Below are 26,046 nucleotides of genomic sequence, written 5' to 3'. Positions count from 1 at the left end.
CTCAGTTCTTCTTCTTTTTCTTCACCGGCTTCTTCTTCGGCGCAGGCTTCGCAACATCGTCACCTTCGGGATCTGCCGTAACGGCCGGTGGCGCCGGGTCCGGCGCCAGGGCCGCGATCTGGGCGAACGTCTCCGGCGGGATCACCTCGCAGGGCGCCTTCTCGGCGAGGTAGCGCGCGCAGGCCGCCTCGCTGACCGGCTTGTCGAGATTCCACATAGCAGCGGCAAAACCGCGGTTTTCCGGCAGGCGGATCACTCCGGGCGTTCCCATAAGATCCATGCCAGAGGGGCTCAGCATACGGCCGCGCAGCGCCATGTCGGCGGTCGCGGAATTCTCATAATTGCCGAAGGAGATGCCCCAGCCGCCCAGGCTCCCGGACATGGCAAGGGTTACGGGTTTCTGCTTGCACACTTGGCGGGTCATGTCGGTCGGCACGATGCCGCCTGTTTTCACATTGGGAATGGATTGAAGCAGGACTCGGGGCGCAGCAGGACGCGAAAAGCCATCCGTCAGCAGCATTTCGGCGAGGTCGACCCGATGTTTGCCGCTGTTGGCCCCGAAGATGACAACTGCCAGGCGGTGCCCGTCCTCGGTTGCGGTCGCCACGAGATTGAAACCGGAGTTGCAGACAAAGCCGGTTTTCATGCCATCAGCTTCCTTCATCTGGCGCAGCAGCGAGTTGCGGTTCATCAGACGGCGTTTGCCAATTGCGAGGAACGGCTGCGAGAAGAAGTGGTCGTATTCCGGGAACTCCCTCAGGATCATCGACGCCAGGATGGCGACATCGCGCGCGGTGGTGACGTGGCGAGGATCGAACAGGCCGTTGGGGTTCTCGAAATGGCTGCCCGTCATGCCGAGCTTGCGGGCTTGGCCGTTCATCTCCGCCGCGAAGGCCGGGATGCTGCCGGCCGCACCCTCGGCCAGCACATAGGCCATGTCATTGGCGGAATAGACGAGCAGTGCCTGAAGCGCGAAGTTGACGCTCACGGCCTGTCCGACCGGCACCCCGATCTTGCTGGGTGGCTGTGAATGGGCAAGTTCGGACACTGGAAGCTTCTGATCGAGCTTCATCTCGCCCGACTTGAGTTTCTGGAAGACGATATAAGCCGTCATCAGCTTGGTGATCGAGGCCGGGTACCAGGGCTCGCCGGCGCGGTCCTGCGAGATCACCTCCTGGGTTGCCGGATCGAACAGCAGGGTCGGCCCCGCGGCAAAGGCAGATGGCGCCAGAGCAAGCAACAGGACGACCAGAAAAATGCGTCGGAGAGTCGGCAAGAGAGGTCTGCTCCAAGTCAGGCGGAAGTGGCCAAGCCGCTCTGTCATCACAGGAATCCGCACAATCTGCGGCAGCCACGCTGCATCGCTGGTGCCCCTGGAGGGACTCGAACCCCCACGCCCTTGCGAGCAACAGATTTTGAGTCTGCCGCGTCTACCATTCCGCCACAGAGGCACGCGAACCCCGCATAATTGCCCGCCCTTGCGCCGTCAACCGTAAAGGGCGAGAAGCATTTTCCATGATCCGCATCACCGACTCACTGGCCATCGACGAGGACGGCATCAGCTGGTCCGCCATGCGCGCCTCGGGGCCGGGCGGCCAAAATGTCAACAAGGTGTCGACCGCCGTCGAGTTGCGTTTTGACGTTGGAAAGGCCTTTCTGCCCGAGGATATGAAAGCCCGGTTGCGCCCGCTGGCGGGACGGCAGCTGACTCAGGAGGGTGTGCTGGTTATCACCGCTCAGGAGACGCGCTCGCAGGAGCGCAACCGCGAGATTGCGCTGCAGAAGCTGGTGGAGCTGCTGCGCAAGGCCGCGCACCGCCCGAAGCGGCGTATCGCCACGAAACCAACCCGCGCCTCCAAGACGCGCCGTCTCGACTCGAAGTCCAGGCACGCGCAGACCAAGCGCCTGCGCAGCTCACGCCCCGATACGGATTGACACCCTGATGCTCAAACGTCTTTATGACTGGACGCTGGGGCTGGCCGCACGCGAAACTGCCGAAATCTGGCTTGCCGCGATTGCCTTCGTCGAAAGCTCGGTGTTCCTGATCCCTGCGGACGTTCTGTTCCTGCCCATGGCGCTCGCCCGCCCGGCGCGCGCCTACCGCTTCGCGCTCATCGCCACCGTCGCCTCGGTGCTGGGAGGAATCGCAGGCTATATGCTTGGCCATTATGCCTTTGAGGTCTTCGCAAAGCCGGTGCTGAACTTCTATGGCAAGCTCGACGAGTTCGACCACTTGCGCCAATGCACCGGCGAGGACACGCTGATGCTGCTGCTCGTCACCTCGGGCCTCGCGCATCTGCCGCCCATCAAGGTCGTCACCATTCTCGCCGGCGTGGCGGAGGTGAGTTTCCTGTTCTTTGTCATTTCTTGCGTCGTGGCACGTGGCGCGCGCTTCTTTGCACTGGCCTGGGCGCTGCGCCGCTGGGGCGAGCCCATCCGTGATTTCATCGAGCGGCGGCTTGGGCTGCTCGCTGCGATGGTGGCGGGCGCCGTCATCCTGCTCTATATCGTCGTCAAATACTCAGCCATCGCCGGAAGCGTGACCACATGTTGACCAACCTCAACCCGCAACGCGCAGCCTTGCTGATCTTCGTCGTGGCCTTCGCCACTATCGCGGGGGCATGGGGCTTCGAATATTACGGCTATCTGCCCTGCGAACTCTGCCTGAAGCAGCGCTGGGCCTATTACACCGGCATGCCTTTGGCGCTGCTCGTGGCGTTGCTTGGGCCGCAAAACCCCGGTCTCGCGAAGGCAGGTCTGATGCTGCTCGCCGTGCTGTGGCTCGGCAGTATGGCCTTCGGCATCTATCATTCGGGTGTGGAATGGAAATGGTGGCCAGGGCCTGCCACCTGCACCGCCCAGGCGGGCTTCACCGGCGGTCTTCCCGACCTTTCAAAGCCAGCGGTTCTTTGCGACACGCCGGCAATCCGCCTCTTAGGACTGTCGCTCGCAGGCTGGAACGCGGCGATTTCGCTTGGCCTCGCGCTGGTGGCCATCGCTGGACTGCGCGGAACTCAGGGGTCGAGTTCGGTATCCCAGTAGAGATAATCCTGCCAGCTGTCGTGAAGGTAGTTTGGTGGAAAGTAGCGCCCGTTGCGGTGCAGCTGTGCCACACTCGGCCGCACCGGCTTCTGCGCCGGAAACATTTTGATCTGCTGCGGCAGGTATCCGCCCTTCAGCAGGTTGCAGGGCGAGCAGGCGGCAACGACGTTTTCCCACGTCGTCTGGCCGCCCTTGGAGCGCGGGATCACGTGATCGAAGGTCAGGTCGTCATGGCCACCGCAATATTGGCAGGTGAAGCGATCACGCAGGAAAACGTTGAACCGGGTAAAGGCCGGCGTACGCGACGGCTTCACAAACGTCTTGAGCGACACGACACTGGGCAGGCGGAACTCGAAGGTCGGGCTTCTGACCACCTTGTCATATTCCGAGACGATGTTCACCCTGTCGAGGAAGACAGCCTTGATTGTGTCCTGCCAGCTCCACAGCGACAGAGGATAGTAGCTCAACGGGCGGAAATCCGCGTTGAGAACCAGGGCGGGACAGGCTTCCGGCGCAACCGGCACGAACTGCAAGCACACCTCACGAGGTCGAATCTTCAAGAACTTACTATATCTTGTGTGGCAATCCTGTGAAGACCCTTCGTCAGGCGATGGGCCTGCCCCGCAGGACGCGATAGTGCTGCCACAGCAGCAGGGCCGCCGTAGAGCGATTGGGGCGCCATGGTGCCCCGAGTTTCACCATTTGTCTGGTGGACGGACGATCCACCATGCCGAACAAGTCCTGCGCCGCCACCTGCAGGGCGAGGTCGGCAGCGGGCCAGGCATCAGCCGCCCTCACCGCCATCAGGAGATAAACGTTGGCCGTCCACGGGCCGACGCCCGGGATGTCGAGCAGCCGGCGCCGCAAGCCCTCCTCCCCTATGGTCAGAGCATTGTCAAACCGGCCCTGCGCGAACACGGCGGCGGCGGCACGGAAGGTACGGGCCTTGGCTGCGGAGAGACCGAGAGCCCGTAACTCCGGCTCGCTCACTTTCAGGACTTCCTGAGGAGTACATCCGCCGAGGCAAGTAGCGAGTCGCGACCATATGGCTTCACCAGCCTTGAGTGAAATGAGTTGGCCGGTGACAATCCGCAACAGGCTTTCGAGCCCTGGCACAGCATGGCGCAGCGGTGGCATTCCGTGGCGTTCCACAATGGCCGCAAAGCGCGGTTCCATGGCGGCGAGCTGCGCCACGGCTACTTTCATGTCATTCTCGGTTTCGAGCCGCTGCATGGCACCTGTTTGACCTTTGCATGAGTTAACTGCAAGACCTGACGCATGAGCCGCCCCGTCTTCCGCTTCGCGCCGAGCCCCAATGGCTATCTGCACCTTGGCCATGCCTATTCGGCGCTACTGAATGCCCGCATGGCTGCGGAGTCGGGTGGCCGGCTGCTGCTGCGCATCGAAGACACAGACGAAAGCCGTTCCCGGCCGGAATTCATAACGGCAATTTTCGAAGACCTCGCCTGGTTGGGACTGTCATGGGAAGAACCCGTTCGGGTCCAGAGCCAGCATCTTGCCGACTACCATGTTAACCTCATGCGGCTTTGGAACATGGGCGCCATCTACCCCTGCTTCTGCTCACGCAAAGAGGCGCTGGTCCATGCCCTGCCCATCCGCGACCCTGATGGTCAGCCGCACTACGGTGGCGCCTGCCGCGATTTGCCGCGTCACGTGGCAGAGGCCCTCATCGCCCGCGGCGACATCCACGGCTGGCGGGTCGGCATGAACCGGCTGGGCGACCCGCAAGCGGCCGTCTGGGGGGATGCCATGATCGCCAAGCTGCAGGTCGGGTCGAGCTATCACATCGCGGTGGTGACCGATGACGCCCTACAGGGCGTCACCGATGTGGTGCGCGGCAAGGATATCGAGCCTGCAACGCCATTGCACATGCTTCTTCAGCGGCTTCTGCGTCTTCCGGCACCCCGTTATCTGCATCATGATCTGGTCAGGGATGCGGATGGCCGGAAGCTTTCTAAGAGCATCGCCAGCGCGTCTCTCCGGCAACTCCGCGCCGAGGGCGCCACGCCGGACGACATCCGTCGCCGGCTGGGACTTGCTTGATCAGAAGTCGGACGTGATGCCCTTTTTCTCCCAGTCACCGAAGCGGGTGGGCTCAGGGCCTTCGCGGCCGTTCACTTCTCTGGGGAGCTTGAGCTCGGGCGTATTCTGGCGGCGCTTTTCAGCCTCGGCCAGCGCGCGCCGGGCCTCGGGGGAAAGCAGCTTGCCGGCCGTGGCCTTGCGGTCCGTGGTCATTGCCCTCATATGAAGATTGGCCGAGGCATTTGGCAAGGAGGAGTTGGCAGCATGAACACCCTGCGCACAGGATTGCTGATGGCGGCCCTGATGGGCTTGTTCCTAGCGGCGGGCTATTTGCTCGGCCGGCAGCAGGGAATGTTCATCGCTTTCCTGCTGGCGGGGGGCATGAACCTTTTCGCCTACTGGAACGCCGACAAGATGGTGCTGCGCATGCATGGCGCACGCGAGGTTGACCGTGGGAGCGCCCCCGAATTCTATGGCCTGGTGGAGGAACTCGCCCAACGGGCCGGGTTGCCCATGCCCAAGGTCTTCATCATGGATAATCCGCAGCCCAACGCTTTCGCCACCGGCCGCAATCCCGAAAACGCCGCAGTCGCCGCCACGACCGGTCTGCTGCGCCTTCTCGACCGGGACGAGATTGCCGGTGTGATGGCGCATGAACTGGCCCATATCCGCCACCGTGACACGCTGGTCATGACCATGACGGCGACCATTGCTGGGGCCATTTCCATGCTCGCCAATTTCGGCATGTTCTTCGGCGGAGGCCGCGACCGCAACAACCCCCTGGGACCCATCGGCGTGATCCTGATGATCGTTGTTGCGCCGCTCGCCGCCATGCTGGTGCAGATGGCGATCAGCCGCACGCGGGAATATGGCGCTGACCGGGGTGGCGCCGAAATCTCCGGTCAGCCGCTGGCCCTGGCCTCGGCCCTCGGCAAGATTTCGCGGGCTGCGCATCAGATCCCGAATGCCGCTGCTGAAGCTAACCCTGCGATGGCGCACTTATTCATCATTAACCCGCTGTCCGGCATGCGGATGGACAATCTGTTCTCGACTCATCCCGATCCCGCCACGCGCATCGCCGAGTTGCAGAAACTCGCTGGCGAGATGGGCGCCATGCACCCTCGCGGTGCAGGTCCATGGGAAACCGCGCCCAGATACACATCCGGTCCGTGGGGATGAGCTCAACCGGCACTTAGCGCATCGGGCGAGCAAGTGGAATCGCTTGCAAAGCGAAAGATGGGCCAGATCAAAAGCTTGAGCATGATCTTCCCGCAAGGGCGGGTTCCACTTTTGCGGATCATACTCTCATAGCGGCACTGCGCCGCCACGCCTGAATTGGTGCCGGTCTGCGAAAGTGCTATGCGGGCGGCGATTTCAACATCCGAGGCTCCGATGACCGAACCCGTGCGCCGCGCCCTGCTTTCCGTGTCTGACAAGAGCGGGCTCATTTCCTTCGCAACGAAACTCGTCTCACTCGGCATCGAATTGATCTCGACCGGCGGCACGGCCAAGGCCCTGGCGGAGGCGGGGCTGCCTGTCATCGAAGTGTCGCGCCTCACGGGTTTCCCGGAAATCATGGATGGCCGGGTAAAGACGCTTCATCCCGCCATTCATGGCGCTCTTCTCGGCATTCGCAGCAACGCCGCGCACAAGGCGGAAATGGACAGCCACGGCATCTGCCCGATCGGCCTTCTGGTGGTCAACCTTTATCCCTTCGAGACAGCGGTGGCGCGCGGCGCCTCCTGGAAAGACACGGTCGAGAACATAGATGTCGGCGGTCCTGCAATGATCCGGGCGGCGGCGAAGAACCATGATGACGTCACGGTGGTCGTCGACCCTGCCGATTACGATGCCGTGGCGGGCGAGCTTGCGTCAGGCGGCAATATGACTGCGGTGAAGACACGCCGGTCCCTCGCGGCCAAGGCCTTTGCCCGCACCGCGAGTTACGATGCGGCTATCAGCCAATGGTTCGGCGCCCAGCCGGGCGATCCTTTGGGCAGCTATTTCGCCACCGGCGGCGCCAAGCTTCAGGCCCTGCGTTATGGCGAAAACCCGCATCAGCAGTCCGCCTTCTATACTGTGCCCGGCGCGCGCTTCGGCATCGCCGCAGCCCGTCAGCTGCAAGGCAAGGAACTCTCCTATAACAACATCAACGACACGGACGCCGCGCTCGAATGCCTGGCGGAATTCGCCGGCGGCGGGCAGGCGGCGTGCGTCATCGTCAAGCATGCCAATCCTTGCGGCGTTGCAGTCGGCGGAGATGCCGCGGACGCCTATCGCAAGGCGCTGGCCTGCGACCCGGTGAGCGCGTTTGGGGGCATCATAGCGTTGAGCAACCGGCTGGATGCGGAAGCTGCGGCGGAAATCACGGAGTTGTTCACGGAGGTGATTATTGCTCCGTATGCAGATGAAAAAGCGGTTGAGATCGTTTCAAGGAAAAAAAACCTGCGCCTGCTTCTGCTTGACGGATGGCCGTTGTCGGGTCCCGGGTTGGCTGTGAAGTCGGTGGGCGGCGGCTTGCTAGTGCAGACGCGTGACACGATGTCCGTCGATGCCATGGACCTCAGGGTGGTGACGAAGCGGCAGCCAACGCCTGCGGAGCTCGCCGACATGCGCTTTGCGTTCCGCGTCGCCAAGCATGTCAAATCCAATGCCATCGTTTATGCGAAGAACGGCGCCACCGTCGGCATCGGCGCGGGTCAAATGTCACGGGTGGATTCGGCGCGCATCGCGGCGCGCAAGAATGCCGATATATCGCAGGCGGCGGGCCTCACCGAGCCATCGATCCAGGGCTCTGTCGTCGCGTCGGATGCCTTCTTCCCCTTCCCCGACGGACTGCTTCAGGCTGCAGAAGCGGGCGCGACGGCTGTGATCCAGCCCGGCGGGTCGATGAAAGACGAGGATGTTATCCGCGCCGCGGATGAGAAGGGCCTGGCCATGGTCTTTACCGGCGTCAGGCACTTCCGGCACTAAGTCATGTTCTGGAAGAGTGGAACTCACTCTTGCGGTAAGAACACGCTCCAGCCCCCGTTCTGACGCAGGTTCTGATCGATCAGCTGATTGCGCTCAATTTCTGCAGGCGCCGGCAAACGTCCTCGAGCTGATCGAGCGTTTTGTAACTGATTACCATGTTGCCGCTGCCGTCGCGCCTGTGGGTGATTTCAAGCTTCAGTCCGATGGCCTCCGACACCAGTTTTTCGAGGGCGCGCGTGTCGGCATCCTTCTCCGGCTTGATCTTCTGCTTCTTTGGCGCCAAAGCTTCGCGGGCCAGGTTCTCCGCCTCGCGCACCGAGAGTCCGAGTTTGATGATCCGGGCGGCAAGTTCCGCAGGCGAATCGGTTGCGACCAAAGCACGCGCATGACCGGCGGTGAGGCGGCCCTGCTCGATCTCGGCACGCACCGCCTCCGGCAGGTTCAACAGGCGCAGCGTATTGGCGATGTGACTGCGGCTCTTGCCGATCGAGTCGGCAAGCTGCTGCTGAGTGTAACTGAATTGCTCGAGCAGCATGCTGTAGGCGCGAGCCTCTTCCAGCGAGTTCAGGTCGGAGCGCTGGATGTTCTCGATCAAGGCAATCTCCAGCGCCTCGCCATCGGTGAGGTCGCGGATCAGCACGGGAACGTCGTGCACGCCGGCGCGTTGCGCGGCGCGCCAGCGGCGCTCGCCCGCCACGATCTCATACTCGCCGTTGGCAATGGGCCGCACCACGATGGGTTGCAGCAGTCCTTTCTCTCGGATCGACTTTGATAGATCCTCAAGGTCAGCCTCCGCGAAGTTCTTGCGTGGGTTATTGGGGCTGGCCTTGAGCAGTTCGATGGGCATGTGGCGCAGCGTGCGCACGTCCTGCACCACCGCCTCCTCGCTGGTGTCCTCACCGATCAGCGCGGCGAGTCCGCGGCCAAGTCGCTTCTTTTGAGGGATGCCCATGTCCATGTCTCGTCCTGCTCTCTTTCAAAACGCGATCGTTACGGAATTGAATCTAGGCGGCGCGCAGTTCGCGCTCGCGGTGGATGATCTCGGATGCCAGGCGGATATAAGCCTGAGAACCAACGCAGGCATGATCGTAGAGCAGCACCGGCTTACCATGCGAGGGCGCCTCGGAAATTCGGACGTTGCGCGGTATGACGGTCTGGTAAACCTTGTCGCCCAGGACACTGCGCACATCCTCCGCCACCTGCTCGGAAAGATTGTTGCGGCGGTCGAACATGGTCAGCACCACGCCTTGGATGGTAAGGCGCGGGTTGAGGTTGGTTTTCACCCGCTCCACCGTCTTGATCAGCTGACTGAGGCCTTCAAGCGCGAAGAACTCGCACTGAAGCGGCACCAGGATGGCATCTGCCGCCGACAGGGAGTTGATGGTCAGCAGGTTGAGCGACGGCGGACAATCGACTAGCATATAGGTGTAGGTGCGTTCCGGATCGTTCTCGCGGCAGAGTTGGGTGATGGCATCTGCCAATCGGTAGGTCTTGCGGTCGATGCCGGCGAGTTCGAGTTCGGCACCGAGCAGGTCCATGGTAGAAGGTGCGCAATGGAGCCCCGGAATCCCGGAATCGATGATAACGTTGCGCAACGACGCTTCGCCCATCAGCACATGGTAGGTCGATTTCTGGCCCTGGCGGCGGTGCACACCAAGGCCGGTGCTCGCATTGCCCTGGGGGTCGAGGTCAACGATCAGTACCCGCTCGCCCACCGCCGCCAGCGCTGTACCGAGGTTAATGGCCGTCGTGGTCTTGCCGACGCCACCCTTCTGGTTGGCGACAGCAAGGATGCGTGGGGCTGGAACAAGCGAAGTGCCAGGTATCGGGTCAGACACGGGAGGCCTCACGGATTTCGAGGATGACGCCCCGCGAGTCGCATTGACTCGCGTGCTTCAAGGCATTCATTCTCCAATATTTTGCTGCATCGGTCAATTCAACGTCGACTTCTTGTCCCTTGTGAAAGAGCCCGACGGACCCTTGAGACAGGAAGGGTTCTGCATAATCAAGCAGCAGAGGCAGGGGCGCCAAGGCTCGGGCAACGACACAGTCCACCTTGGGAACACTACGATCGCGCGTCAAGCTTTCCAGCCGAACATTGTGTACCATTGCCCGGGTCCCCGTCTGACGCGCCGCCTCGCGCAGGAAGGCTGCCTTTTTTCCATTGCTTTCATAGAGATGTGCATCGAGACCTGCGGCAATGGCCAATATGAGCCCGGGAATTCCCGCGCCGGAGCCCAGTTCGGCGATGGTTCTCGCTCCGGGGGGAAGATGTTGAAGGAGTTGTAGGGCGTCGCAGACGTGCCGATCCCAAACTGCAGCAACCGTTGCAGGGCCAATCAGATTGATCCGTTGCTGCCACATCAGCAGCAACTTCACATAGGTCTCGATCTTTAAACGTGTCTCACGTGAAACATCAAAGCGATGCAGAATAGTGTCCGCTTCAGATGCCGTCATGCTGCACTCTGTCGGCCGTGGCGCCTGACATGGCCGAGAACGACCGCCAGCGCGGCCGGTGTCATGCCATCGATTCGCGCGGCTTGGCCCAGCGTCGCAGGCCGTACAGCCGCAAGTTTTTGTCGCAGTTCTGCCGAGAGGCTGGGCATTGCGGCATAGTCAAGGCCTGACGGAAGAGCGAGCTGTTCTTCCTTTCGAACAGCAGCGATGTCCGCCTCCTGGCGCTGGAGATAACCGGCGTAGAGAGCTTCAGCTTCCAGCGCCTCCACCACATCGGGACGAAGCTCCTGCAACTGTGGCCACAAGCGAATGACACCGGACCAGCCAATCTCCGGCATCCCCAACAGATCCAGCGCTGAGCGTCGGAGCCCGTCCTGGTTAACTTTTAGACCCTTGCGAGCCGCTTTAGCGGAGGAAAGGGTCAAGGAGCGGACAAGGTCCAGGCCTCCTCGCACTGCGTCCTCCCGGGCCCGGAACGCGGCTTGGCGCGGACCTCCCACCAATCCTGCGGCGATGCCGATGGGGGTCAGGCGCAGGTCGGCATTGTCGGCCCGAAGTGAGAGCCTGTACTCGGCGCGTGACGTGAACATTCGGTAGGGCTCAGCCACGCCGCGGGTCACCAGATCGTCGATCATCACGCCAATGTAAGCCGAGCAGCGGTCCAGCACGAGTGGCGACTGTCCAACCACCTTCCGGGCAGCGTTCGCTCCCGCAACGAGTCCCTGGGCTGCGGCTTCCTCATAGCCTGTCGTTCCGTTGATCTGCCCCGCCAGAAACAATCCGGGTAGTTTCTTCACCTCAAGCGCAGCTGTTAAACCGCGTGGGTCGACATAGTCATATTCAATGGCATAACCCCAACGCTTGATCACCACCTCCTCCAGGCCCGGCATGCTGCGGATAAAGCGCTCCTGTACATCTTCCGGCAAGGATGTCGAGATTCCGTTGGGATAGACTGTATCGTCATCAAGCCCCTCGGGCTCCAGGAACACTTGATGGCTCCCCTTGTCCTGAAAACGCTGAACCTTGTCCTCAATCGACGGGCAGTAGCGTGGTCCTACCCCCTCGATTTGTCCGGAGTAGAGCGGCGACCGATGCATGTTGTCGCGGATCAAGCGGTGGCCTTCAGTGGTTGTGTGTGTGATGTAACAAGAGACCTGAGGCGTCTCGATGCTTGAGGTCAAGAAGGAGAAGGGAACCGGATCGGCATCGCCCCTTTGTTCCTCCAGCCGGTTCCAGGCGATGGTCCGCCCGTCGAGCCGTGCTGGCGTACCCGTCTTGAGCCGTCCCAGATTCAGTCCGGCTGCGGTAAGCTGTTCGGAAAGCCCTCGACTCGGTGGCTCACCGTGTCGCCCTGCAGGAATGCGGCGGTCACCAATATGAATGACACCATTAAGAAATGTTCCGGTGGTGAGGACAACCGCGGAACAACAAAACATGCGGCCATCTTCACAGATCACACCAGTCACTCTGCCATCACGCAGTTCTAGTCCATAAGCTGCTCCCGCCACCACGGTCAGGTTTGACTGATCGGCAATAGCCGACTGTATCCCCTGCCGATAGAGCTTGCGATCAGCCTGCGCCCGCGGCCCTCGAACGGCAGGGCCCTTCGAGCGGTTAAGCAGCCGAAACTGGATGCCGGCACGGTCGGCAGCCCGCGCCATGAGTCCATCCAAGGCATCGATTTCCCGAACCAGATGGCCCTTGCCCAAGCCACCAATTGCGGGATTGCACGACATCTCGCCGATGGTATCAGCCCGATGCGTCAGCAAGGCTGTGCGGCTACCCAGGCGTGCCGCAGCGGCGGCTGCCTCGGTGCCGGCATGCCCGCCACCAATGACAATGACGTCAAACTTAGTATTCATTTCACGTCTCTCTACGCCAAGTCGGTGATGAGGTCAAAAGCTGTCAGCGTTTCACGTGAAACAGACCTATTTGCCGATGCAGAACCTGCTGAAAATAGTTCCCAGCCATTCTTCGACACCGATACGGCCGGTGAGACGGCTGATCTCGTCCGACACACGCTGAATCTCCTCGGCCTTTAACTCCAGATGTCCTGAAGGGGTCTTCAAGGCATCGTTAAGGAAACGAATCGAACTGCGCGCCGCGCTGACCTGGCGGGCTGAAACCAGAACGGATGACTCTACGACACCGTACCGCCGCCGCAATAACGCTGATAAGTGCTCGATAAAAAGTGGAATACCTTCCCCAGTGCGTGTCGAAATCGACAATCCGGTGTCCGAGCATTCGTTTCGGGAGAGTCCTGAACTTAGGTCAGACTTGCATCGAACGATGATATCAGGAACATGATCAATAGGATCAGCACTACCTTCGACGTCAGGAGACCAGATCCAGATCACGATATCCGCTTCGGAGATGCGCTGCAAAGATCGCCGGATGCCCTCTTCCTCGACCGCGTCAGACGCCTCCGTGCGCAAACCCGCAGTGTCAGTCAACACCACTGGAACGCCATGGATGTCAAGTGAGACCTCGATTGAATCCCGTGTCGTTCCCGGCACGTCCGACACGATGGCCGCATCCCGGCGCGCCATGGCGTTCAGCAAGCTGGATTTTCCAGTGTTCGGTCGTCCTGCCAGGACCACCCGAACACCATCCCGCACGACCTCCGCCACCGCGGACGCTTCAACCGCAGCCGAAATCTCCGCGAGCAGCAAGGAAATCCTGGCATCGATTCCTGCGGCCGCCTCTTCCGCCACACCGGGTTCGTCGGCAAAGTCGACAGCAGCTTCGATATCCGCGCGAATGAGCAAGAGCTGACGACGCCAAGCCTCAATAATGCCGCTCGCCAAGCCAGACATTTGCCGGAAGGCCTGGCGCCGCTGGTTAGCCGTACGGGCCTCCAACAGGTCAGCAAGACCCTCGACTTCCACCAGGTCCATTTTTCCATTGAGAAAGGCGCGCCGGGTGAACTCACCAGCCTCCGCAGGTCGCACTCCGGCAAAAGTGCCAAGAGCGTCCAATACGGCACTCACCACTGCCGGACTGCCGTGCAAGTGGAGTTCCGCACAGTCTTCGCCCGTAAAGGATCGGGGGGCTGGCAACCAGACGGCGATGCCTTTGTCGAGCACCTCTCCACTGGAGGGATCGCGGATTGAACGGAGCGCAAAGTCCCTGGGGGCCGGAAGTGTGCCGGTAAACTCTCCAAGCAGAGTGGCCACAGAAGGTCCGGAAATGCGGATGACGGCGACGCCAGAGCGTCCTGCCCCGGAGGACAGGGCATAGATCGTGTAAGTGGCTGTCATTCCGACCTCGAATCGAACGGCGTGGTCTGCCTTTTCAGGCATTCATCACGCGTTCATGGAGTCGAAGAAGTCGCTATTGCCCTTGGTTTGACGCAGCTTGTCGAGCAGGAATTCGATGGCGTCCACCGTGCCCATTGGGTTCAGGATCCGGCGTAGCACGTAGGTTTTCTTGAGAAGATCGGGCTTTACCAGCAATTCTTCCTTGCGGGTACCGGAGCGCAAGATGTCGATCGCCGGGAAGACCCGCTTATCAGCCACCTTACGATCGAGGATGATTTCCGAGTTGCCTGTCCCCTTGAACTCCTCGAAGATCACCTCGTCCATGCGGCTGCCAGTATCAATGAGCGCGGTGGCGATGATGGTCAGCGAGCCACCCTCCTCGATGTTGCGTGCCGCGCCGAAGAAACGCTTTGGCCGCTGAAGCGCGTTGGCATCCACGCCGCCCGTCAGAACCTTGCCCGACGATGGCACGACGGTGTTGTAGGCACGGCCCAGGCGGGTGATGGAATCGAGCAGGATCACCACATCACGGCCATGCTCCACCAGGCGCTTAGCCTTTTCGATTACCATTTCCGCGACCTGAACATGGCGGGACGCAGGCTCGTCGAAGGTTGAGCTGATGACCTCGCCCTTCACAGACCGCTGCATGTCGGTCACTTCCTCCGGCCGCTCGTCAATGAGCAACACGATGAGGTAGCATTCGGGATGGTTGGCGGTGACGGCATGCGCGATATTCTGCAGCAGAACGGTCTTGCCGGTGCGCGGGGGGGCTACGATGAGGCCGCGCTGGCCCTTGCCAAGCGGCGAGACAATGTCGATAACCCGCGAGGAGTAATCCTTCTTCGTCGGGTCGCCCGTTTCCATTTCCAGACGCTCGTCCGGGTAGAGAGGCGTCAGATTATCGAAATGGACCTTGTGGCGGGTCTTTTCCGGGTCCTCGAAGTTGATCCGGTTGACCTTGACAAGAGCAAAATAGCGTTCGCCTTCCTTCGGGCTGCGGATCTGCCCTTCCACCGTGTCGCCGGTGCGGAGTGTGAACTTCCGGATCTGGCTGGGGCTGATGTAGATATCATCGGGTCCGGCCAGGTAATTGGCATCGGGCGAGCGCAAGAAGCCAAAGCCATCTTGCAGCACCTCCACCACACCCTCACCGATGATTTCCACATCCCGGGCAGCCACATTCTTGAGGATCGCAAATAGCAACTCCTGCTTGCGGAGTGCGCTGGCATTTTCGACCTCAAGTTCCTCGGCAAGCGACACGAGCTCGGCTGGCGTCTTCAATTTGAGATCCTGAAGCTTGATCTCTTTCAGGTCAGCAATAGCAGTCATTATCTTTTCTTTATGGGGAGTTCCGGCGCGGGGGGCGGGAACGTTGAGGCGGGCGCGCATCAAGCCGTGGGCGATGCGAAGAAACAATCATATAGCTGCTCCGCTCGCCCCCGCCAACAATAAACTCAGAAGGGCTTGATAATCACCAGGATGACGATGCCGATCAGCAGAACGGTGGGCACTTCGTTGATGATGCGGAAATAACGCCCATCCTTCCTCTCGCGGCCATCGCAAAACCGGGCAGCGTGGAGTTCGAGTAGCCCGTGAAAGACAAACATGCCAGCAACCAAAAGAAGCTTGAGCCAAAGCCATGGGGGCATAGACTGATCCCAGCCGCCGAGGTGAATCAGCAGCGCGCCACTGATAAGGGCCACAACGGCGGCTGGCCGCATGATCGCCTTAAGAAGCCGCCTCTCCATCACCATGAACACTTCGGAAAGATCGCTTTTTCCTTCGTTTTCAGTATGATAAACGAATAGTCGCGGCAGGTAGAAGAGCCCCGCCATCCACGAGATGACAGCAAGGATATGAATGACCTTCATCCAGCCATAGGGATCATTCATCATGACGCCTGACCGCTTCGACAACAGCGCCAACGACCGAAGGGTCCGTCCCCAGCCTAATTCCGTGGCCCAGATTGAAGATATGCCGCTGGCGGTCGATGCTGGAGCAGATCCGACCGACTTCCCTAGCGACAACCTCGGAACCAGCCAAAAGGGCCACAGGATCGAGGTTGCCCTGGACGACGACGTCCTTCGGCAGGTCGGCCAGTCCGAATTCCGTTTCAACACCGATGGCATTGGCCCCTGGAATGGCTGCCGCCTTATATTGCGCCATACCGACACCACGGGCAAAAACGATAATGGGAAGAGCAGGATGCCGCTCCTTCACCCCGGCCACGATGTCTGCCACGGGCTTCATCACGAATTCCTCAAGTTCCGTGCCCACAAGGTCTCCTGCCCAGGAATCGAAGATCTGGACCGCCTGAGCCCCCGCATCGCCCTGAGCCGACAGATAATCGACTGACTCCTTTACCAGACGATCGATGAGGGCACAGAACCATGGCTGGCGCTGGTAGGCCGCCACCTTGGCCATCACCCGATCGGAGCTGCCACCACCTACCATGTAGCTTGCAACGGTCCACGGCGCCCCGCAAAAGCCGATCAGTGCCTGATTCGGCGCCAGCTGCGCCCGGGTCAAGCTCACTGTCCGGCACACCTGATTGACTTCATAAGTGCCAGCTACCTGCCTCAACCGATCAAGATCTTCCCTGCTGCGCACCGTTCCCAGAACCGGACCTTCACCTTCCGCGAATGTCACCGGCAGTCCCATGGCGTGTGGAACCACCAGAATATCGGCAAACAGGATAGCCGCATCGAGATCATATCGCCGCAAGGGCTGAACCGTGACTTCGGCTGCAAGTTCTGGATTGTAACAAAGATCAAGAAAGGAACCCGCCTTCTCGCGCACTGCACGGTATTCAGGCAAATATCGCCCTGCCTGACGCATGAACCATATGGGACGCCGCTGTGCTGGCTTCCGGTTCAGAACATCAAGTAATGCACTGCGGGGTGCGGCGGTGCCCTTCCCTGTTCCCATCATTTTGACTCTTCTTGTCTCTTTTGTTTAACCTGCGGGAAGCGGGATACAACCCAATCCAACGATCGTCCACAGGTCAAGTGCATCCTTGCGGGCAGACGCCGCGTCATACCGCGTTAATCGAAAATAAAGACGTATTAACAAGTCGTTAATACCCTAGAATCCCGTTCACACGTGCTTCACGAGGCCGGTTCGCCCGAATTGTTGTCCACAGCGGCCATAGGGGCCCTCGCGCTCCGGCTTGTCTGTGGATGGCAACCGGAACAGTTTATTAAGAATACCCACCACACCCATCGTTACCCGCAGAGTCCACATTTCATCCACACAATGTCCCAATCCGGTTCACAGCGTTACTTCCACCTCCATCTCGTGTCTGATGCCACGGGCGAGACGCTGAATACTGTGGCCAAGGCGGCGGCCGCGCAGTATTCCGATTTCCGGCCAGTCGCCCACATCTACGCACTGGTGCGCACCCCGTCGCAGCTGAACCGCGCGTTGCGCGAAATCGAGGAGCAGCCAGGGATCGTGCTGTTCACACTCATCAATCCCGATATCCGCCGGCACCTCGAAGAGCAGTGCGGGGCGATGGGCGTTCCGTGCCTGTCCATCCTAGACCCTATCATCGCCATTCTGTCGCAATACCTCAACGCCAGCTCAAGGCCGCAGGTGGGAGGCCAGCATGCACTGAACTCCGATTATTTCCGCCGCATCGATGCGCTCAACTTCACCATGGCGCATGACGACGGACAATCGATCGACGATCTCGAGAAGGCGGATGTCGTCATCCTCGGCGTCAGCCGCACCTCGAAGACGCCGACCTCCATCTATCTCGCGCAGCGCGGCATTCGCACTGCTAATATTCCTATCGTGCCTGGCATCCCCGTTCCGCAAAAGATGATCGATCTTCAGGGGCCCCTGATTGTCGGCCTTATCGCCAGCGCGGAGCGCATCGCGCAGATCAGGCGTCACCGGCTTCTCTCCTTGAAGGAGAGCCGCTCCACGGACTACATCGATCCCCGGCAGATCACCGATGAGCTGATGCTGATGAAGACACTGTGCTCAAGAAATGAATGGCCGATCATCGACGTCACACGCCGCTCGGTGGAAGAGATTGCCGCCACAATCCTCAACATGCTGTCCGAAACCAGGCGAATCGACAAGTGACATGATTATTCTTGCCTCCACCAGTGCAACGCGCCAGGCAATGCTGCGTAATGCTGGCCTCAGCTTCACCGCGCAATCGCCCGTGGTCGATGAGAAGGCGCTCATCGCCGCACATCCAAACTGGCTCCCACGCGAGACAGCCATCAGGCTTGCCGAGGCAAAGGCGATCGACGTGTCGCTGCGCCACGCCGATGCCCAAGTGATCGGTGCTGACCAAGTCCTGGCACTGGACGGCAAGATCTATGGCAAACCCCGCGATCGTGCTCACTGTCTTTCGCAGCTGCGCGAGCTGCGCGGGCGAACCCATGCATTGATCTCAGCCGTTGTGCTCGCGCGCGATGGCAAGGCGATCTGGACCTATGCCGACGAGGCGCTGCTTACCATGCGCGACTACAGCGATGCGTTTCTCGAAGAGTATCTCGAGGCGATCGGGGACGACTGCACCACCTCAGTGGGCGGATACAAGATCGAGGGGCGCGGCGTGCAGCTGTTCCGCTCGGTAGCGGGCGATCACTTCACTATCCTCGGATTGCCTCTTGTGCCTCTGCTGGAGAAACTGCGCGAAGCGGGGGAGATCGCCACATGACCAAGGCCTGCGTTATCGGCTGGCCGATCAGCCACTCCCGCTCACCGCTCATCCATGGCTACTGGCTGAAGCTGCATGGCATCAACGGCAGCTACACGCGCCAGCCGGTCGAGCCATCTTCGCTCGCGGATTTCATTGGCCGCCTCGAGGGCGCCGGCTACGCCGGCTGCAATGTCACCATCCCGCACAAGGAAGCCGTCTTCGGTCTCGTGACCCGCGCGGATGCTTCGACGGAGCGGCTTGGCGCCGTCAACACAGTCTACCTGCACAACGGCAAGATATTGGGCACCAACACGGACGGCGAAGGCTTCATCAACAGTCTGAAGCAGGGCGCACCAGGGTTGGAGCTCGCCAACTCGCGCGCCCTTGTGCTCGGCGCCGGCGGCGCCTCGCTCGCGGTGGTAAATGCGATCCTGGAACAGGGAGCCAACGAGGTCGCCGTCGCCAATCGCACCCGCGAGAAGGCCGACCAGCTGCGCATGCGCTTCGGCGAGCGCGTCCTGCCCATCCGTTGGGACGAAGCTGAGGATCACCTCGCGGAGTGCAGCCTGCTCGTCAACACCACGTCGCTGGGCATGAAGGGCCAGCCGGACCTTGACCTACGGCTGACGAGGCTGCCGCAGAAGGCCGTTGTCACGGACATCGTCTATACGCCGCTTCGAACCCGCCTGCTTGACGAAGCTGCGGCGCGCGGCAACATCGTGTCGGAAGGACTGGGCATGCTTCTGCACCAAGCCGTACGCGGCTTCTCACTGTGGTTCGGGGTCATGCCCCAGGTGACGCCGGAACTCCACGACCTGGTGGCGCGCGACATCGATCCGGCTTTCGCGCGATGATCGTCGCCGGGATCACAGGCTCGATCGCCATGGGCAAGAGCGAGACAGCAAAGATGTTTGCCGCCCGCGGTATCCCCGTGTTCGATAGCGATGCGGCAGTTCATGCACTCTATGCGCCGGGTGGGGCAGCCGTTGAGCCGGTGCGCGCATTGGCGCCCGATGCCGTGGTCGACGGCGCCGTCGACCGCCGCAAGCTCGCTACCCTGATACAATCCGATCCTGCGTTGTTGATGAAGATCGAAGGCATTGTGCACCCGCTGGTCAAGCAACGGCAGGCGGCGTTTCTCGCGGAGGCCGCGCAACAGGCTGATATCGCCGTGCTCGACATTCCCTTGCTTTTCGAAACCGGGCGCGAAGCGGATGTGGATGTGGTGATCGTTGTGACCGCCAAGCCGGAGCTGCAGCGGGAACGTGCCCTTGCCCGTGGCGGGATGACGGCCGAGAAGCTCGACTTCATTCTGTCACGGCAGTTCCCCGACGCGGAGAAGCGCGCACGGGCCGATTATGTGATAGACACCTCGGTGAGCCTCGCCGAGACGGAATTCGAGGTGGACCGGGTGATTGCATCGCTCAGGGCGAAAGAGAAGGCATAGGCATGGTGCGCGAAATCATCCTCGATACGGAAACCACCGGGCTCGATCCGGCCACAGGTGACCGTATCGTCGAAATCGGCGCGGTGGAGCTCTTCAATCATCTGCCGACTGGGCGTACCTTCCATGTCTACATCAATCCCGAACGCGACATGCCGAAGGAGGCGGAAGCCGTCCACGGCCTGTCGAGCGCTTTCCTGAAGGACAAGCCCGTTTTCAGCGCTATCGCGCAGGACTTTCTGGAGTTCATCGGCGACGACGTGCTGATCATCCACAATGCCAGCTTCGACATGGCTTTCATCAACGCTGAATTGGGATTCTTGCGGCGGCCTTCAATTCCGCCCGAACGCGTCGTCGATACGCTGCACATGGCGCGGCAAAAGCATCCTGGCGCCGCCAACAGCCTCGATGCGCTGTGCCGGCGCTATGCCATCGACAACAGCAGGCGCACCAAGCATGGCGCGCTGCTCGATTCTGAGCTTCTGGCGGAGGTCTATCTTGAGCTGATCGGCGGCCGGCAGACGGCGCTGATCCTCGATTCGTCGGTCACGAAAAAAGTGGCGACTTCGGCCGTACCCCAGGCCGCGCGGGAGCGCCCTGTTCCCTTGCCCCCGCGACTGACGGAGGAAGAACGAGCCGCGCATGCCGCCTTCGTGGCGCGGCTTGGCGACAACGCCCTATGGAAGCAGGGAAGCCCGAAATAGCTCAGGCCTCTCCCACCGTCTGTTGCTGCATGCGGCGCTGGTACATGGCGGCGAAATCGATCGGGTCCAGCATCAGCGGCGGGAAGCCGCCGTTGCGCGTTGCCTCCGCCAGGATCTGGCGGGCAAAGGGGAAGAGTATACGCGGGCATTCGATGAGCACGGCCGGATGCAACAACTGCTGCGGAAAATTCTCCAGCCGGAAGGTGCCTGCATAGACAAGTTCTGCCGCAAAGGCGACCTTGTCGGCCGCGGTGGCCTTGGCATCGAGGTGCAGTTCGACTTCGAAATCGTTGGTGGCTAGTGGCCGCGCATTGACGTTCACCGAAACGGCGATGTCGGGCTGCGCTTCCTGATTGAAGGAGTGCGGGGCGTTCGGGTTCTCGAAGCTCAGGTCCTTCAGATACTGGCCGAGGATACGCAGCGACGGCTGCTCTTGCGGCGTCTGGCCCGTGGCGCCTGCGCCAGCCGCTCCGTTTTCGGTGGCTTCCGGCGCAGCGGTGGACTTCGGGGTATCGGTCATCTTGGGCCTCTTTCTGAATTGGTTCTCGCTAACATGGGCTCTCAGGCCCTGCAAGCGGGAGAGGTGTTGCGCCTCAACGCAATGTGCGGTCTGGCGGCTCGATTTCACTGGAGATTTCGATGGCCTCCGCCTCGATCACCCGGTCGAAACCGCGGTTGTCCGCAGACCCCACCGTGTAGGTTTCGATGCGAAACCATGAACCGATCCATCGGCGGACTGGCGCCAGGAAGAGCAGCAGTGCGACCGCGTCGCTGAAGAAGCCGGGAAGCAGGAAGAGCACGCCCGAAGCCGTCCGGGCCGCGGCCTTGCCGCCCAATCCGTTCAGTGGCGACCCCGATTGGACGGGCGAGCGGAGTGCTGCCGCCACGCTCATGCCGGCTGATGCGATCAGACGGACACCAACCACTCCGCCCAGCAGCATCAGGAGCAGCGTGGGCACCACACCGATGAGGCTCCCGACCCAGATGATGGAAGTAATTTCGGCGGCGGCAGCAGCGAGGACCAAGAGCGGGAGGGTTCGTATCATGGAGTTCAGATTCGTCCTTTGGACTTGGACCCCGGCGGGTGGACCTATATATAGGTCGCAACTTCTGTGGCGTCATGCCCCCGCGGAAGACACGCCTCTGCAAACCGCCAACTGGTTGATGGAATGAGTTTTGATCCACTGAACGTCCTCCTTCTTGCTGTGGCCCTCGTGGTTTTCTGGCGGCTGCGCTCCGTGCTCGGCACCCGCACCGGCACGGAAAAGCCGCCGTTCGACTTGTTTGGCGCCAAGCGCGGCCCTCAGGATAGCAGTGGCGCCGCCGCGCGCCTTCCGGAACTCACGCCCGTTCCGGCTAATGACACGGGCGACCGCGAGCTGCCGCCGGCGGTCTGGAAAGGCTATGCCGAAGAGGGTTCCCCGCTCGCCGCGGCGCTGGGCCGCATGGCGGAGAACGACAGCAGCTTTACGCCCGGCGCCTTCGTTGACGGAGCTAAGGTGGCTTACGAGATGATCATTGACGCCTTTGCCAGAGGCGACAAGGCGGCGCTCAAGAACCTCCTGTCGAAAGAGGTGTTCGATGGGTTTGCGCGCGCTATCGACGCCCGGGCCAGCCAGGGCCAGCGGGTGGACTCGCGCTTCGTCGGGATCGATAAGGCCGTCATCCAGCAAGCGAGCGTGGCTGGGCGCAGGGCCTCCATCACCATGGAATTCGTGAGCGAGTTCATCTCCGCCACCTATGACAAGGCCGGCCAGGTGATCGATGGCGACCCGAAGGAGATCCGCCAGCTGACGGATGTCTGGACCTTCGAGCGCGACCTTGGCTCGCGCGATCCCAACTGGAAGCTGGTGGCCACCGAGGCCCCGGCCTGACCGCGGGCGCCGCGGCATGCACGGCACGCTCTCGCCTGTGGATTTTGCCACGCTCGAAGGCTGGCGAAGCCATGACCCCGAAGCTGCGCGGGAGGCCTTTCGCCGGTCCAGCCGCGAGATACTGGAGCATGGTGCGGGCTTCCGCCGCCCAGTGCGCTTCGGGGGCAGCCCCTCGTCGTGGCGCAGCGCCTGCCTGGCTGCTTTTGCAGCAGGCGATGCGCGGAGCTATTTCGAGCGCCTGTTCCGGGCTTATCAGGTGCATGACCCCGAAAGGCCGGAGGGCCTTTTCACCGGCTACTACGAGCCCGAAGTCGAGGGTAGTAGGACGCGCACCGAAATATTTCACGTGCCGGTCTATCGCCGCCCTCCCGACCTCTTGAACTTTGATGATCGCGCCGCAGAAGAAACAGGGCTTGCCTATGGCCGGCTGGTGGGCGGCAAGCCGGAGCCCTATCTGACCCGCTGCGACATCGAGGAGGGCGCGCTGGCCGGGCAGGGGCTGGAGATCGTATGGCTCAGGGACTGGGCCGATGCCTTCTTCATCCACATCCAGGGCTCGGGCCGCGTGCGCCTGGCGGAAGGAGGCGTGCTGCGGCTCTCCTATGCGGCAAAATCCGGTCATCCCTACACCGGCATTGGGGCCATCCTGGTGCAGCGGGGCGTGCTGCCGGAAGATGCGATATCCATGCAGGCCATCCGCCGCTGGATGAAAGCGCATCCGCGTGAGGCGCGAAAACTGATGTGGGAGAATAAGTCCTTCGTGTTCTTTCGCGAGGCCGCACTCGAGGATCGGGCGCTGGGTGCGCTGGGCGCCCAGCATGTGCAGCTCATGCCGCGCCGCAGCCTCGCCGTTGACCGCGCACTGTGGATGTTCGGCATGCCTGTCTGGCTGGACACGTTAGCGCCCTCCGGACAAGGCAACCGTATGGCGCCCTTCCGCCAGCTTCTCGTGGCGCAGGACACCGGAAGCGCCATCAAGGGTCTTGCCCGCGGCGATGTCTACTGGGGCTTCGGTGACCAGGCCGCTCACATTGCGGGACCCATGAAGAGCGCGGGCCGGATGACCGTGTTTCTCCCCGTCGCGGTGGCCGGGGAGCTTGGCCTTCCGACATGAGCCGCAAGCCGCCCGATTATGAGCTCTGGCTCGAGACCGCGAAAACCGTGAAGCCACTGCGGTCCCGTGCTCCTGCGCCGAAGCCCGGGCCGCTCCATGCGAAGAAGCCGGTCAGCCTGCACTCCGTGCCGCATGTGCATGTCCCCTCTTCGCTGCACCGGCAGCCGCCGCAGATGACCGGGCTCGACAGGCGGACGACGCAGAAGCTCACGCGCGGCCAAGTCGAGATCGAGCGGCGTCTCGATCTTCATGGTACGGGCATCGCGTTGGCGCGCGTCCATCTTCTCGGGTTCCTTCGTGATGCGCAAGCCATGGGGGCCCGCAACGTGCTGGTCATCACCGGCAAGGGTGACTCACCCTTTTCGCGCCATACGCTGCATGGTGCGGGCCACTTTCATGCACCCGAGCGCGCCGGCCGCCTGCGCCGCCTCGTTACGGAATGGTTCCATGAACCGGAATTCAGGAGCCTTGTCGCGGGCTTCCAGCCCGCCCATCCGAAACATGGCGGCGGCGGCGCCTATTACGTCCGTGTCCGGCGCATCCGGGAGGAGCGATGACGCCCTTCGGCGACAAGATGAGGAAACTGAGGTCCGAGCGCGGCGTGACACTCAAGAAGATGGCGGAGGCCCTTGGAGTCTCGTCCGCTTACCTCTCGGCACTCGAGCACGGCAAGCGCGGCCGCCCGGGCTGGCACCTGATCCAGCGCATTCTCGCCTATTTCAATATCATCTGGGACGAGGCGGATGAGGTTGTGCGGCTCGCCCGCATCTCTCACCCGCGCATCACCATCGACACCTCAGGTCTGAATCCCAAGGCCACCGAGCTCGCCAACCGGCTGGCTGACGACATCGGCAAGCTCGATGCAGCCACGCTCGACGAACTGCTCGTCACGCTCAGCCGAAAGCGGCAGAAACCTAAAGGATGAACTTCGACAGGTCGGCGTTCCTGGCGAGCGTGCCGACATGTTCCTCGACATAGGCGCTGTCGATCACCACCGTATCGCCCGGCCGGTCGGGCGCCACATAGCTCACTTCGTCGAGCAGACGTTCCATCACGGTCTGCAGCCGGCGCGCGCCGATGTTCTCGACAGTCGCATTGGTGTCGGCGGCAATCTGCGCAATGGCTCCGATGCCATCATCGGTGAAGTCCAGCGTCACGCCCTCTGTCTTGAGCAAGGCGCGATATTGCTTGATGAGGCTCGCTTCGGGTTCGGTGAGAATGCGTTCGAGGTCGCTGCGGTCCAGCGCTTTCAGCTCGACCCGGATGGGCAGGCGGCCTTGCAGCTCCGGCAGCAGATCGGAGGGCTTGGCAAGGTGAAAGGCGCCCGAGGCAATGAACAGGATGTGGTCTGTCTTTACCGGGCCATGCTTGGTCGACACAGTGGTGCCCTCGATGAGCGGCAGCAGATCGCGCTGCACCCCCTCGCGGCTCACATCCGCACCCTGGCGCTCCGAGCGCGCGCAGATCTTGTCGATCTCGTCAAGGAAGACGATGCCGTTCTGTTCCACTTGCTCGATCGCGTCCTGCACGATCTGCTCCTGGTCGAGCAGTTTGTCGGACTCTTCCGCGAGCAGCACCTCATGGCTTGCCTTCACCGTCATGCGCCGCGCCCTGGTGCGGCTGCCGAAAGCCTTGCCGAGCATGTCGGACAAATTCACCACGCTGGCGGAACCCGGCATGCCGGGAATCTCGAAAGTCGCAGTCCCGGTATCGGCCACCTGGATCTCGATCTCCTTGTCGTCGAGTTCGCCCGACCGCAGCTTGCGGCGAAAAGCTTCGCGCGTTGTGTCCGAGGCATTGGAGCCCACCAGCGCCTCGATCACGCGCCGTTCGGCATTGATCTGCGCCTGGGCTTCAACGTCCTTGCGCCGCGCGGCCCTGGTCATGGCGATGCCGGATTCGAGCAGGTCACGCACGATCTGGTCCACGTCGCGTCCGACATAGCCTACTTCGGTGAATTTGGTGGCCTCGACTTTCAGGAACGGCGCATTTGCAAGCTTGGCGAGGCGGCGCGCTATCTCCGTTTTGCCGACGCCTGTCGGCCCGATCATCAGAATGTTTTTCGGCATCACCTCGTCACGCAGAGGGCTTCCGAGCTGTTTCCGCCGCCAGCGGTTGCGCAGCGCAATGGCCACCGCACGTTTGGCCTCGGTCTGGCCAACGATGTGGCGGTCAAGTTCGGAAACGATTTCGCGCGGAGAAAAATCGGTCATCGCAAGTTCCACTCAGGATCCACTCAGGCAGCAGTCAGGGTTTCAACGGTCAGGTTGTTGTTGGTGTAGACGCAGATGTCGGCGGCGATCGCCATGGCCTTGCGCGCAATGGTTTCGGCATCTAGAGCATTTTCACAGTTAGCTTCGATATCCTGCATGAGTGAGGAAATTTTCGCATTCGCTTTGTGTGAAGCCTGAGAGGGCGTTGGCGACGGCAGTGGTGAGGTCGTCGAGCGTTCGTGCTGCGGTCTTGCGCAACAGG

30 protein-coding genes, 1 tRNA gene and 1 pseudogene are annotated in these 26,046 nt (G+C 61.6%); 15 read left to right on the top strand and 17 right to left on the bottom strand.

Features of this window, described 5'->3' with window-relative positions; translation table 11 throughout:
* Position 1 precedes the first annotated feature (1 nt).
* Positions 2 to 1,276, bottom strand: a complete 1,275-nt coding sequence (locus IOC82_RS10075; RefSeq protein ID WP_290546052.1) for a D-alanyl-D-alanine carboxypeptidase family protein — start codon at positions 1,274 to 1,276, stop codon at positions 2 to 4.
* Between the two features lie 89 nt (positions 1,277 to 1,365).
* A tRNA-Leu gene (locus IOC82_RS10070) sits at positions 1,366 to 1,451 on the bottom strand.
* A 64-nt stretch (positions 1,452 to 1,515) separates the two neighbouring features.
* On the opposite strand from IOC82_RS10070, the gene arfB reads away from it, so the two are divergent.
* The 3 genes from arfB to IOC82_RS10055 are packed head-to-tail and all read left to right on the top strand — an operon-like array spanning position 1,516 to position 3,042.
* Complete coding sequence (arfB, locus tag IOC82_RS10065) at positions 1,516 to 1,935, top strand: alternative ribosome rescue aminoacyl-tRNA hydrolase ArfB (protein ID WP_290546051.1); 420 nt, start codon at positions 1,516 to 1,518, stop codon at positions 1,933 to 1,935.
* Positions 1,936 to 1,942: 7 nt separating this feature from the next.
* A complete protein-coding gene (locus IOC82_RS10060) occupies positions 1,943 to 2,554 on the top strand; it encodes a YqaA family protein (protein WP_290546050.1) in 612 nt (203 codons plus the stop codon).
* Positions 2,548 to 3,042, top strand: coding sequence for a disulfide bond formation protein B (locus tag IOC82_RS10055; RefSeq protein WP_290546049.1), 495 nt, complete (start codon positions 2,548 to 2,550; stop codon positions 3,040 to 3,042). Before IOC82_RS10060 ends, IOC82_RS10055 begins: the two co-directional genes overlap by 7 nt.
* Here IOC82_RS10055 and IOC82_RS10050 read toward each other — a convergent pair.
* Both IOC82_RS10050 and IOC82_RS10045 read right to left on the bottom strand, forming a co-directional pair.
* Complete coding sequence (locus IOC82_RS10050; RefSeq protein ID WP_290546160.1) at positions 3,015 to 3,581, bottom strand: HNH endonuclease; 567 nt, start codon at positions 3,579 to 3,581, stop codon at positions 3,015 to 3,017. The genes IOC82_RS10055 and IOC82_RS10050 overlap by 28 nt on opposite strands.
* A 64-nt stretch (positions 3,582 to 3,645) precedes the next feature.
* On the bottom strand, positions 3,646 to 4,275 hold the full coding sequence (locus IOC82_RS10045; protein ID WP_290546048.1) for a DNA-3-methyladenine glycosylase 2 family protein: 630 nt from the start codon (positions 4,273 to 4,275) through the stop codon (positions 3,646 to 3,648).
* Positions 4,276 to 4,320: 45 nt separating this feature from the next.
* Between IOC82_RS10045 and gluQRS the strand changes: the two genes are divergently transcribed.
* On the top strand, positions 4,321 to 5,106 hold the full coding sequence (gene gluQRS / locus IOC82_RS10040) for a tRNA glutamyl-Q(34) synthetase GluQRS (RefSeq protein WP_290546047.1): 786 nt from the start codon (positions 4,321 to 4,323) through the stop codon (positions 5,104 to 5,106).
* Here gluQRS and IOC82_RS10035 read toward each other — a convergent pair whose 3' ends face one another.
* The gene (locus tag IOC82_RS10035) at positions 5,107 to 5,307 is read right to left on the bottom strand and encodes a DUF1674 domain-containing protein (RefSeq protein ID WP_290546046.1); all 201 of its coding nucleotides are present in this window, start codon (positions 5,305 to 5,307) and stop codon (positions 5,107 to 5,109) included.
* 42 nt (positions 5,308 to 5,349) lie between these two features.
* Between IOC82_RS10035 and htpX the strand changes: the two genes are divergently transcribed.
* Complete coding sequence (gene htpX, locus IOC82_RS10030) at positions 5,350 to 6,264, top strand: zinc metalloprotease HtpX (protein WP_290546045.1); 915 nt, start codon at positions 5,350 to 5,352, stop codon at positions 6,262 to 6,264.
* Between the two features lie 213 nt (positions 6,265 to 6,477).
* The gene (gene purH, locus IOC82_RS10025) at positions 6,478 to 8,058 is read left to right on the top strand and encodes a bifunctional phosphoribosylaminoimidazolecarboxamide formyltransferase/IMP cyclohydrolase (RefSeq protein ID WP_290546044.1); all 1,581 of its coding nucleotides are present in this window, start codon (positions 6,478 to 6,480) and stop codon (positions 8,056 to 8,058) included.
* Between the two features lie 79 nt (positions 8,059 to 8,137).
* Here the strand turns inward: purH and IOC82_RS10020 are convergent, their stop codons facing one another.
* From IOC82_RS10020 to hemE, 8 genes are all read right to left on the bottom strand, one after another.
* Entirely contained in the window at positions 8,138 to 9,016 is an 879-nt protein-coding gene (locus tag IOC82_RS10020) for a ParB/RepB/Spo0J family partition protein (RefSeq protein ID WP_290546043.1), read from the bottom strand.
* Positions 9,017 to 9,062: 46 nt separating this feature from the next.
* On the bottom strand, positions 9,063 to 9,896 hold the full coding sequence (locus IOC82_RS10015; RefSeq protein ID WP_290546042.1) for a ParA family protein: 834 nt from the start codon (positions 9,894 to 9,896) through the stop codon (positions 9,063 to 9,065).
* Complete coding sequence (gene rsmG, locus IOC82_RS10010; RefSeq protein ID WP_290546041.1) at positions 9,889 to 10,515, bottom strand: 16S rRNA (guanine(527)-N(7))-methyltransferase RsmG; 627 nt, start codon at positions 10,513 to 10,515, stop codon at positions 9,889 to 9,891. Before rsmG ends, IOC82_RS10015 begins: the two co-directional genes overlap by 8 nt.
* Positions 10,512 to 12,377: a tRNA uridine-5-carboxymethylaminomethyl(34) synthesis enzyme MnmG gene (gene mnmG, locus IOC82_RS10005; protein ID WP_290546040.1), complete on the bottom strand. Its 1,866-nt coding sequence runs from the start codon at positions 12,375 to 12,377 to the stop codon at positions 10,512 to 10,514. The genes rsmG and mnmG overlap by 4 nt, the downstream gene beginning before the upstream one ends.
* 66 nt (positions 12,378 to 12,443) lie before the next feature.
* Positions 12,444 to 13,817, bottom strand: coding sequence for a tRNA uridine-5-carboxymethylaminomethyl(34) synthesis GTPase MnmE (gene mnmE / locus IOC82_RS10000; RefSeq protein WP_290546039.1), 1,374 nt, complete (start codon positions 13,815 to 13,817; stop codon positions 12,444 to 12,446).
* 3 nt (positions 13,818 to 13,820) lie between these two features.
* A complete protein-coding gene (gene rho, locus IOC82_RS09995; protein WP_290546159.1) occupies positions 13,821 to 15,086 on the bottom strand; it encodes a transcription termination factor Rho in 1,266 nt (421 codons plus the stop codon).
* 143 nt (positions 15,087 to 15,229) lie between these two features.
* Positions 15,230 to 15,670 (bottom strand): protoporphyrinogen oxidase HemJ, encoded by a 441-nt coding sequence (gene hemJ / locus IOC82_RS09990; RefSeq protein WP_290546038.1) that lies wholly within the window; start codon positions 15,668 to 15,670, stop codon positions 15,230 to 15,232.
* A complete protein-coding gene (gene hemE / locus IOC82_RS09985) occupies positions 15,660 to 16,706 on the bottom strand; it encodes a uroporphyrinogen decarboxylase (RefSeq protein WP_290546037.1) in 1,047 nt (348 codons plus the stop codon). Before hemE ends, hemJ begins: the two co-directional genes overlap by 11 nt.
* 324 nt (positions 16,707 to 17,030) lie before the next feature.
* Between hemE and IOC82_RS09980 the strand changes: the two genes are divergently transcribed.
* Genes IOC82_RS09980 through dnaQ form a run of 5 tightly spaced genes read left to right on the top strand, consistent with a single transcriptional unit; the run spans position 17,031 to position 20,583 of the window.
* Entirely contained in the window at positions 17,031 to 17,867 is an 837-nt protein-coding gene (locus IOC82_RS09980) for a pyruvate, water dikinase regulatory protein (protein ID WP_290546036.1), read from the top strand.
* A gap of 1 nt (position 17,868) precedes the next feature.
* Positions 17,869 to 18,453 carry a Maf family nucleotide pyrophosphatase gene (locus IOC82_RS09975; RefSeq protein ID WP_290546035.1) on the top strand — a complete coding sequence of 195 codons (585 nt, stop codon included), beginning with the start codon at positions 17,869 to 17,871 and terminating at the stop codon, positions 18,451 to 18,453.
* On the top strand, positions 18,450 to 19,289 hold the full coding sequence (locus IOC82_RS09970) for a shikimate dehydrogenase (protein WP_290546034.1): 840 nt from the start codon (positions 18,450 to 18,452) through the stop codon (positions 19,287 to 19,289). The genes IOC82_RS09975 and IOC82_RS09970 overlap by 4 nt, the downstream gene beginning before the upstream one ends.
* The gene (gene coaE, locus IOC82_RS09965; protein ID WP_290546033.1) at positions 19,286 to 19,882 is read left to right on the top strand and encodes a dephospho-CoA kinase; all 597 of its coding nucleotides are present in this window, start codon (positions 19,286 to 19,288) and stop codon (positions 19,880 to 19,882) included. Before IOC82_RS09970 ends, coaE begins: the two co-directional genes overlap by 4 nt.
* Before the next feature lie 5 nt (positions 19,883 to 19,887).
* Positions 19,888 to 20,583 carry a DNA polymerase III subunit epsilon gene (gene dnaQ, locus IOC82_RS09960; RefSeq protein ID WP_290546158.1) on the top strand — a complete coding sequence of 232 codons (696 nt, stop codon included), beginning with the start codon at positions 19,888 to 19,890 and terminating at the stop codon, positions 20,581 to 20,583.
* Between the two features lies 1 nt (position 20,584).
* On the opposite strand, the gene secB is transcribed toward dnaQ, so the two are convergent.
* Both secB and IOC82_RS09950 read right to left on the bottom strand, forming a co-directional pair.
* On the bottom strand, positions 20,585 to 21,103 hold the full coding sequence (secB, locus tag IOC82_RS09955) for a protein-export chaperone SecB (protein ID WP_290546032.1): 519 nt from the start codon (positions 21,101 to 21,103) through the stop codon (positions 20,585 to 20,587).
* 73 nt (positions 21,104 to 21,176) lie between these two features.
* Positions 21,177 to 21,629 (bottom strand): FxsA family protein, encoded by a 453-nt coding sequence (locus IOC82_RS09950; RefSeq protein WP_290546031.1) that lies wholly within the window; start codon positions 21,627 to 21,629, stop codon positions 21,177 to 21,179.
* Positions 21,630 to 21,752: 123 nt separating this feature from the next.
* Here IOC82_RS09950 and IOC82_RS09945 point away from each other — a divergent pair, with 123 nt between their 5' ends.
* From IOC82_RS09945 to IOC82_RS09930, 4 genes are read left to right on the top strand one after another with little or no spacing between them, the layout of a single operon-like run.
* Positions 21,753 to 22,457, top strand: a complete 705-nt coding sequence (locus IOC82_RS09945) for a Tim44/TimA family putative adaptor protein (protein ID WP_290546030.1) — start codon at positions 21,753 to 21,755, stop codon at positions 22,455 to 22,457.
* A 16-nt stretch (positions 22,458 to 22,473) separates the two neighbouring features.
* The gene (locus IOC82_RS09940) at positions 22,474 to 23,571 is read left to right on the top strand and encodes an MltA domain-containing protein (RefSeq protein ID WP_290546029.1); all 1,098 of its coding nucleotides are present in this window, start codon (positions 22,474 to 22,476) and stop codon (positions 23,569 to 23,571) included.
* Positions 23,568 to 24,128 (top strand): Smr/MutS family protein, encoded by a 561-nt coding sequence (locus IOC82_RS09935; protein ID WP_290546028.1) that lies wholly within the window; start codon positions 23,568 to 23,570, stop codon positions 24,126 to 24,128. Before IOC82_RS09940 ends, IOC82_RS09935 begins: the two co-directional genes overlap by 4 nt.
* Entirely contained in the window at positions 24,125 to 24,496 is a 372-nt protein-coding gene (locus IOC82_RS09930; RefSeq protein ID WP_290546027.1) for a helix-turn-helix domain-containing protein, read from the top strand. Before IOC82_RS09935 ends, IOC82_RS09930 begins: the two co-directional genes overlap by 4 nt.
* Here the strand turns inward: IOC82_RS09930 and hslU are convergent.
* Both hslU and IOC82_RS09920 read right to left on the bottom strand, forming a co-directional pair.
* Positions 24,486 to 25,784 (bottom strand): ATP-dependent protease ATPase subunit HslU, encoded by a 1,299-nt coding sequence (gene hslU / locus IOC82_RS09925; RefSeq protein ID WP_290546026.1) that lies wholly within the window; start codon positions 25,782 to 25,784, stop codon positions 24,486 to 24,488. The two genes, IOC82_RS09930 and hslU, sit on opposite strands and share 11 nt — an antisense overlap.
* Before the next feature lie 23 nt (positions 25,785 to 25,807).
* A pseudogene (locus IOC82_RS09920) lies at positions 25,808 to 26,046 on the bottom strand (hypothetical protein); the annotation flags it as partial.

The organism is Aestuariivirga sp. (assembly GCF_020252395.1).
Taxonomy (GTDB): domain Bacteria; phylum Pseudomonadota; class Alphaproteobacteria; order Rhizobiales; family Aestuariivirgaceae; genus Aestuariivirga.
This window is presented reverse-complemented; position numbering and strand designations above follow the sequence as displayed.

What these genes read in the sequence shown, in the direction of transcription:
- arfB (WP_290546051.1), top strand. Translation starts at nt 1,516, where the DNA reads ATGATCCGCATCACCGACTCACTGGCCATCGACGAGGACGGCATCAGC.
- IOC82_RS10060 (WP_290546050.1), top strand. Translation starts at nt 1,943, where the DNA reads ATGCTCAAACGTCTTTATGACTGGACGCTGGGGCTGGCCGCACGCGAA.
- IOC82_RS10055 (WP_290546049.1), top strand. Translation starts at nt 2,548, where the DNA reads ATGTTGACCAACCTCAACCCGCAACGCGCAGCCTTGCTGATCTTCGTC.
- IOC82_RS10045 (WP_290546048.1), bottom strand. Translation starts at nt 4,275, where the DNA reads ATGCAGCGGCTCGAAACCGAGAATGACATGAAAGTAGCCGTGGCGCAG.
- gluQRS (WP_290546047.1), top strand. Translation starts at nt 4,321, where the DNA reads ATGAGCCGCCCCGTCTTCCGCTTCGCGCCGAGCCCCAATGGCTATCTG.
- IOC82_RS10035 (WP_290546046.1), bottom strand. Translation starts at nt 5,307, where the DNA reads ATGAGGGCAATGACCACGGACCGCAAGGCCACGGCCGGCAAGCTGCTT.
- htpX (WP_290546045.1), top strand. Translation starts at nt 5,350, where the DNA reads ATGAACACCCTGCGCACAGGATTGCTGATGGCGGCCCTGATGGGCTTG.
- purH (WP_290546044.1), top strand. Translation starts at nt 6,478, where the DNA reads ATGACCGAACCCGTGCGCCGCGCCCTGCTTTCCGTGTCTGACAAGAGC.
- IOC82_RS10020 (WP_290546043.1), bottom strand. Translation starts at nt 9,016, where the DNA reads ATGGACATGGGCATCCCTCAAAAGAAGCGACTTGGCCGCGGACTCGCC.
- rsmG (WP_290546041.1), bottom strand. Translation starts at nt 10,515, where the DNA reads ATGACGGCATCTGAAGCGGACACTATTCTGCATCGCTTTGATGTTTCA.
- mnmG (WP_290546040.1), bottom strand. Translation starts at nt 12,377, where the DNA reads ATGAATACTAAGTTTGACGTCATTGTCATTGGTGGCGGGCATGCCGGC.
- mnmE (WP_290546039.1), bottom strand. Translation starts at nt 13,817, where the DNA reads ATGCCTGAAAAGGCAGACCACGCCGTTCGATTCGAGGTCGGAATGACA.
- hemJ (WP_290546038.1), bottom strand. Translation starts at nt 15,670, where the DNA reads ATGATGAATGATCCCTATGGCTGGATGAAGGTCATTCATATCCTTGCT.
- hemE (WP_290546037.1), bottom strand. Translation starts at nt 16,706, where the DNA reads ATGATGGGAACAGGGAAGGGCACCGCCGCACCCCGCAGTGCATTACTT.
- IOC82_RS09980 (WP_290546036.1), top strand. Translation starts at nt 17,031, where the DNA reads ATGTCCCAATCCGGTTCACAGCGTTACTTCCACCTCCATCTCGTGTCT.
- IOC82_RS09975 (WP_290546035.1), top strand. Translation starts at nt 17,869, where the DNA reads ATGATTATTCTTGCCTCCACCAGTGCAACGCGCCAGGCAATGCTGCGT.
- IOC82_RS09970 (WP_290546034.1), top strand. Translation starts at nt 18,450, where the DNA reads ATGACCAAGGCCTGCGTTATCGGCTGGCCGATCAGCCACTCCCGCTCA.
- coaE (WP_290546033.1), top strand. Translation starts at nt 19,286, where the DNA reads ATGATCGTCGCCGGGATCACAGGCTCGATCGCCATGGGCAAGAGCGAG.
- secB (WP_290546032.1), bottom strand. Translation starts at nt 21,103, where the DNA reads ATGACCGATACCCCGAAGTCCACCGCTGCGCCGGAAGCCACCGAAAAC.
- IOC82_RS09950 (WP_290546031.1), bottom strand. Translation starts at nt 21,629, where the DNA reads ATGATACGAACCCTCCCGCTCTTGGTCCTCGCTGCTGCCGCCGCCGAA.
- IOC82_RS09945 (WP_290546030.1), top strand. Translation starts at nt 21,753, where the DNA reads ATGAGTTTTGATCCACTGAACGTCCTCCTTCTTGCTGTGGCCCTCGTG.
- IOC82_RS09940 (WP_290546029.1), top strand. Translation starts at nt 22,474, where the DNA reads ATGCACGGCACGCTCTCGCCTGTGGATTTTGCCACGCTCGAAGGCTGG.
- IOC82_RS09935 (WP_290546028.1), top strand. Translation starts at nt 23,568, where the DNA reads ATGAGCCGCAAGCCGCCCGATTATGAGCTCTGGCTCGAGACCGCGAAA.
- IOC82_RS09930 (WP_290546027.1), top strand. Translation starts at nt 24,125, where the DNA reads ATGACGCCCTTCGGCGACAAGATGAGGAAACTGAGGTCCGAGCGCGGC.
- hslU (WP_290546026.1), bottom strand. Translation starts at nt 25,784, where the DNA reads ATGACCGATTTTTCTCCGCGCGAAATCGTTTCCGAACTTGACCGCCAC.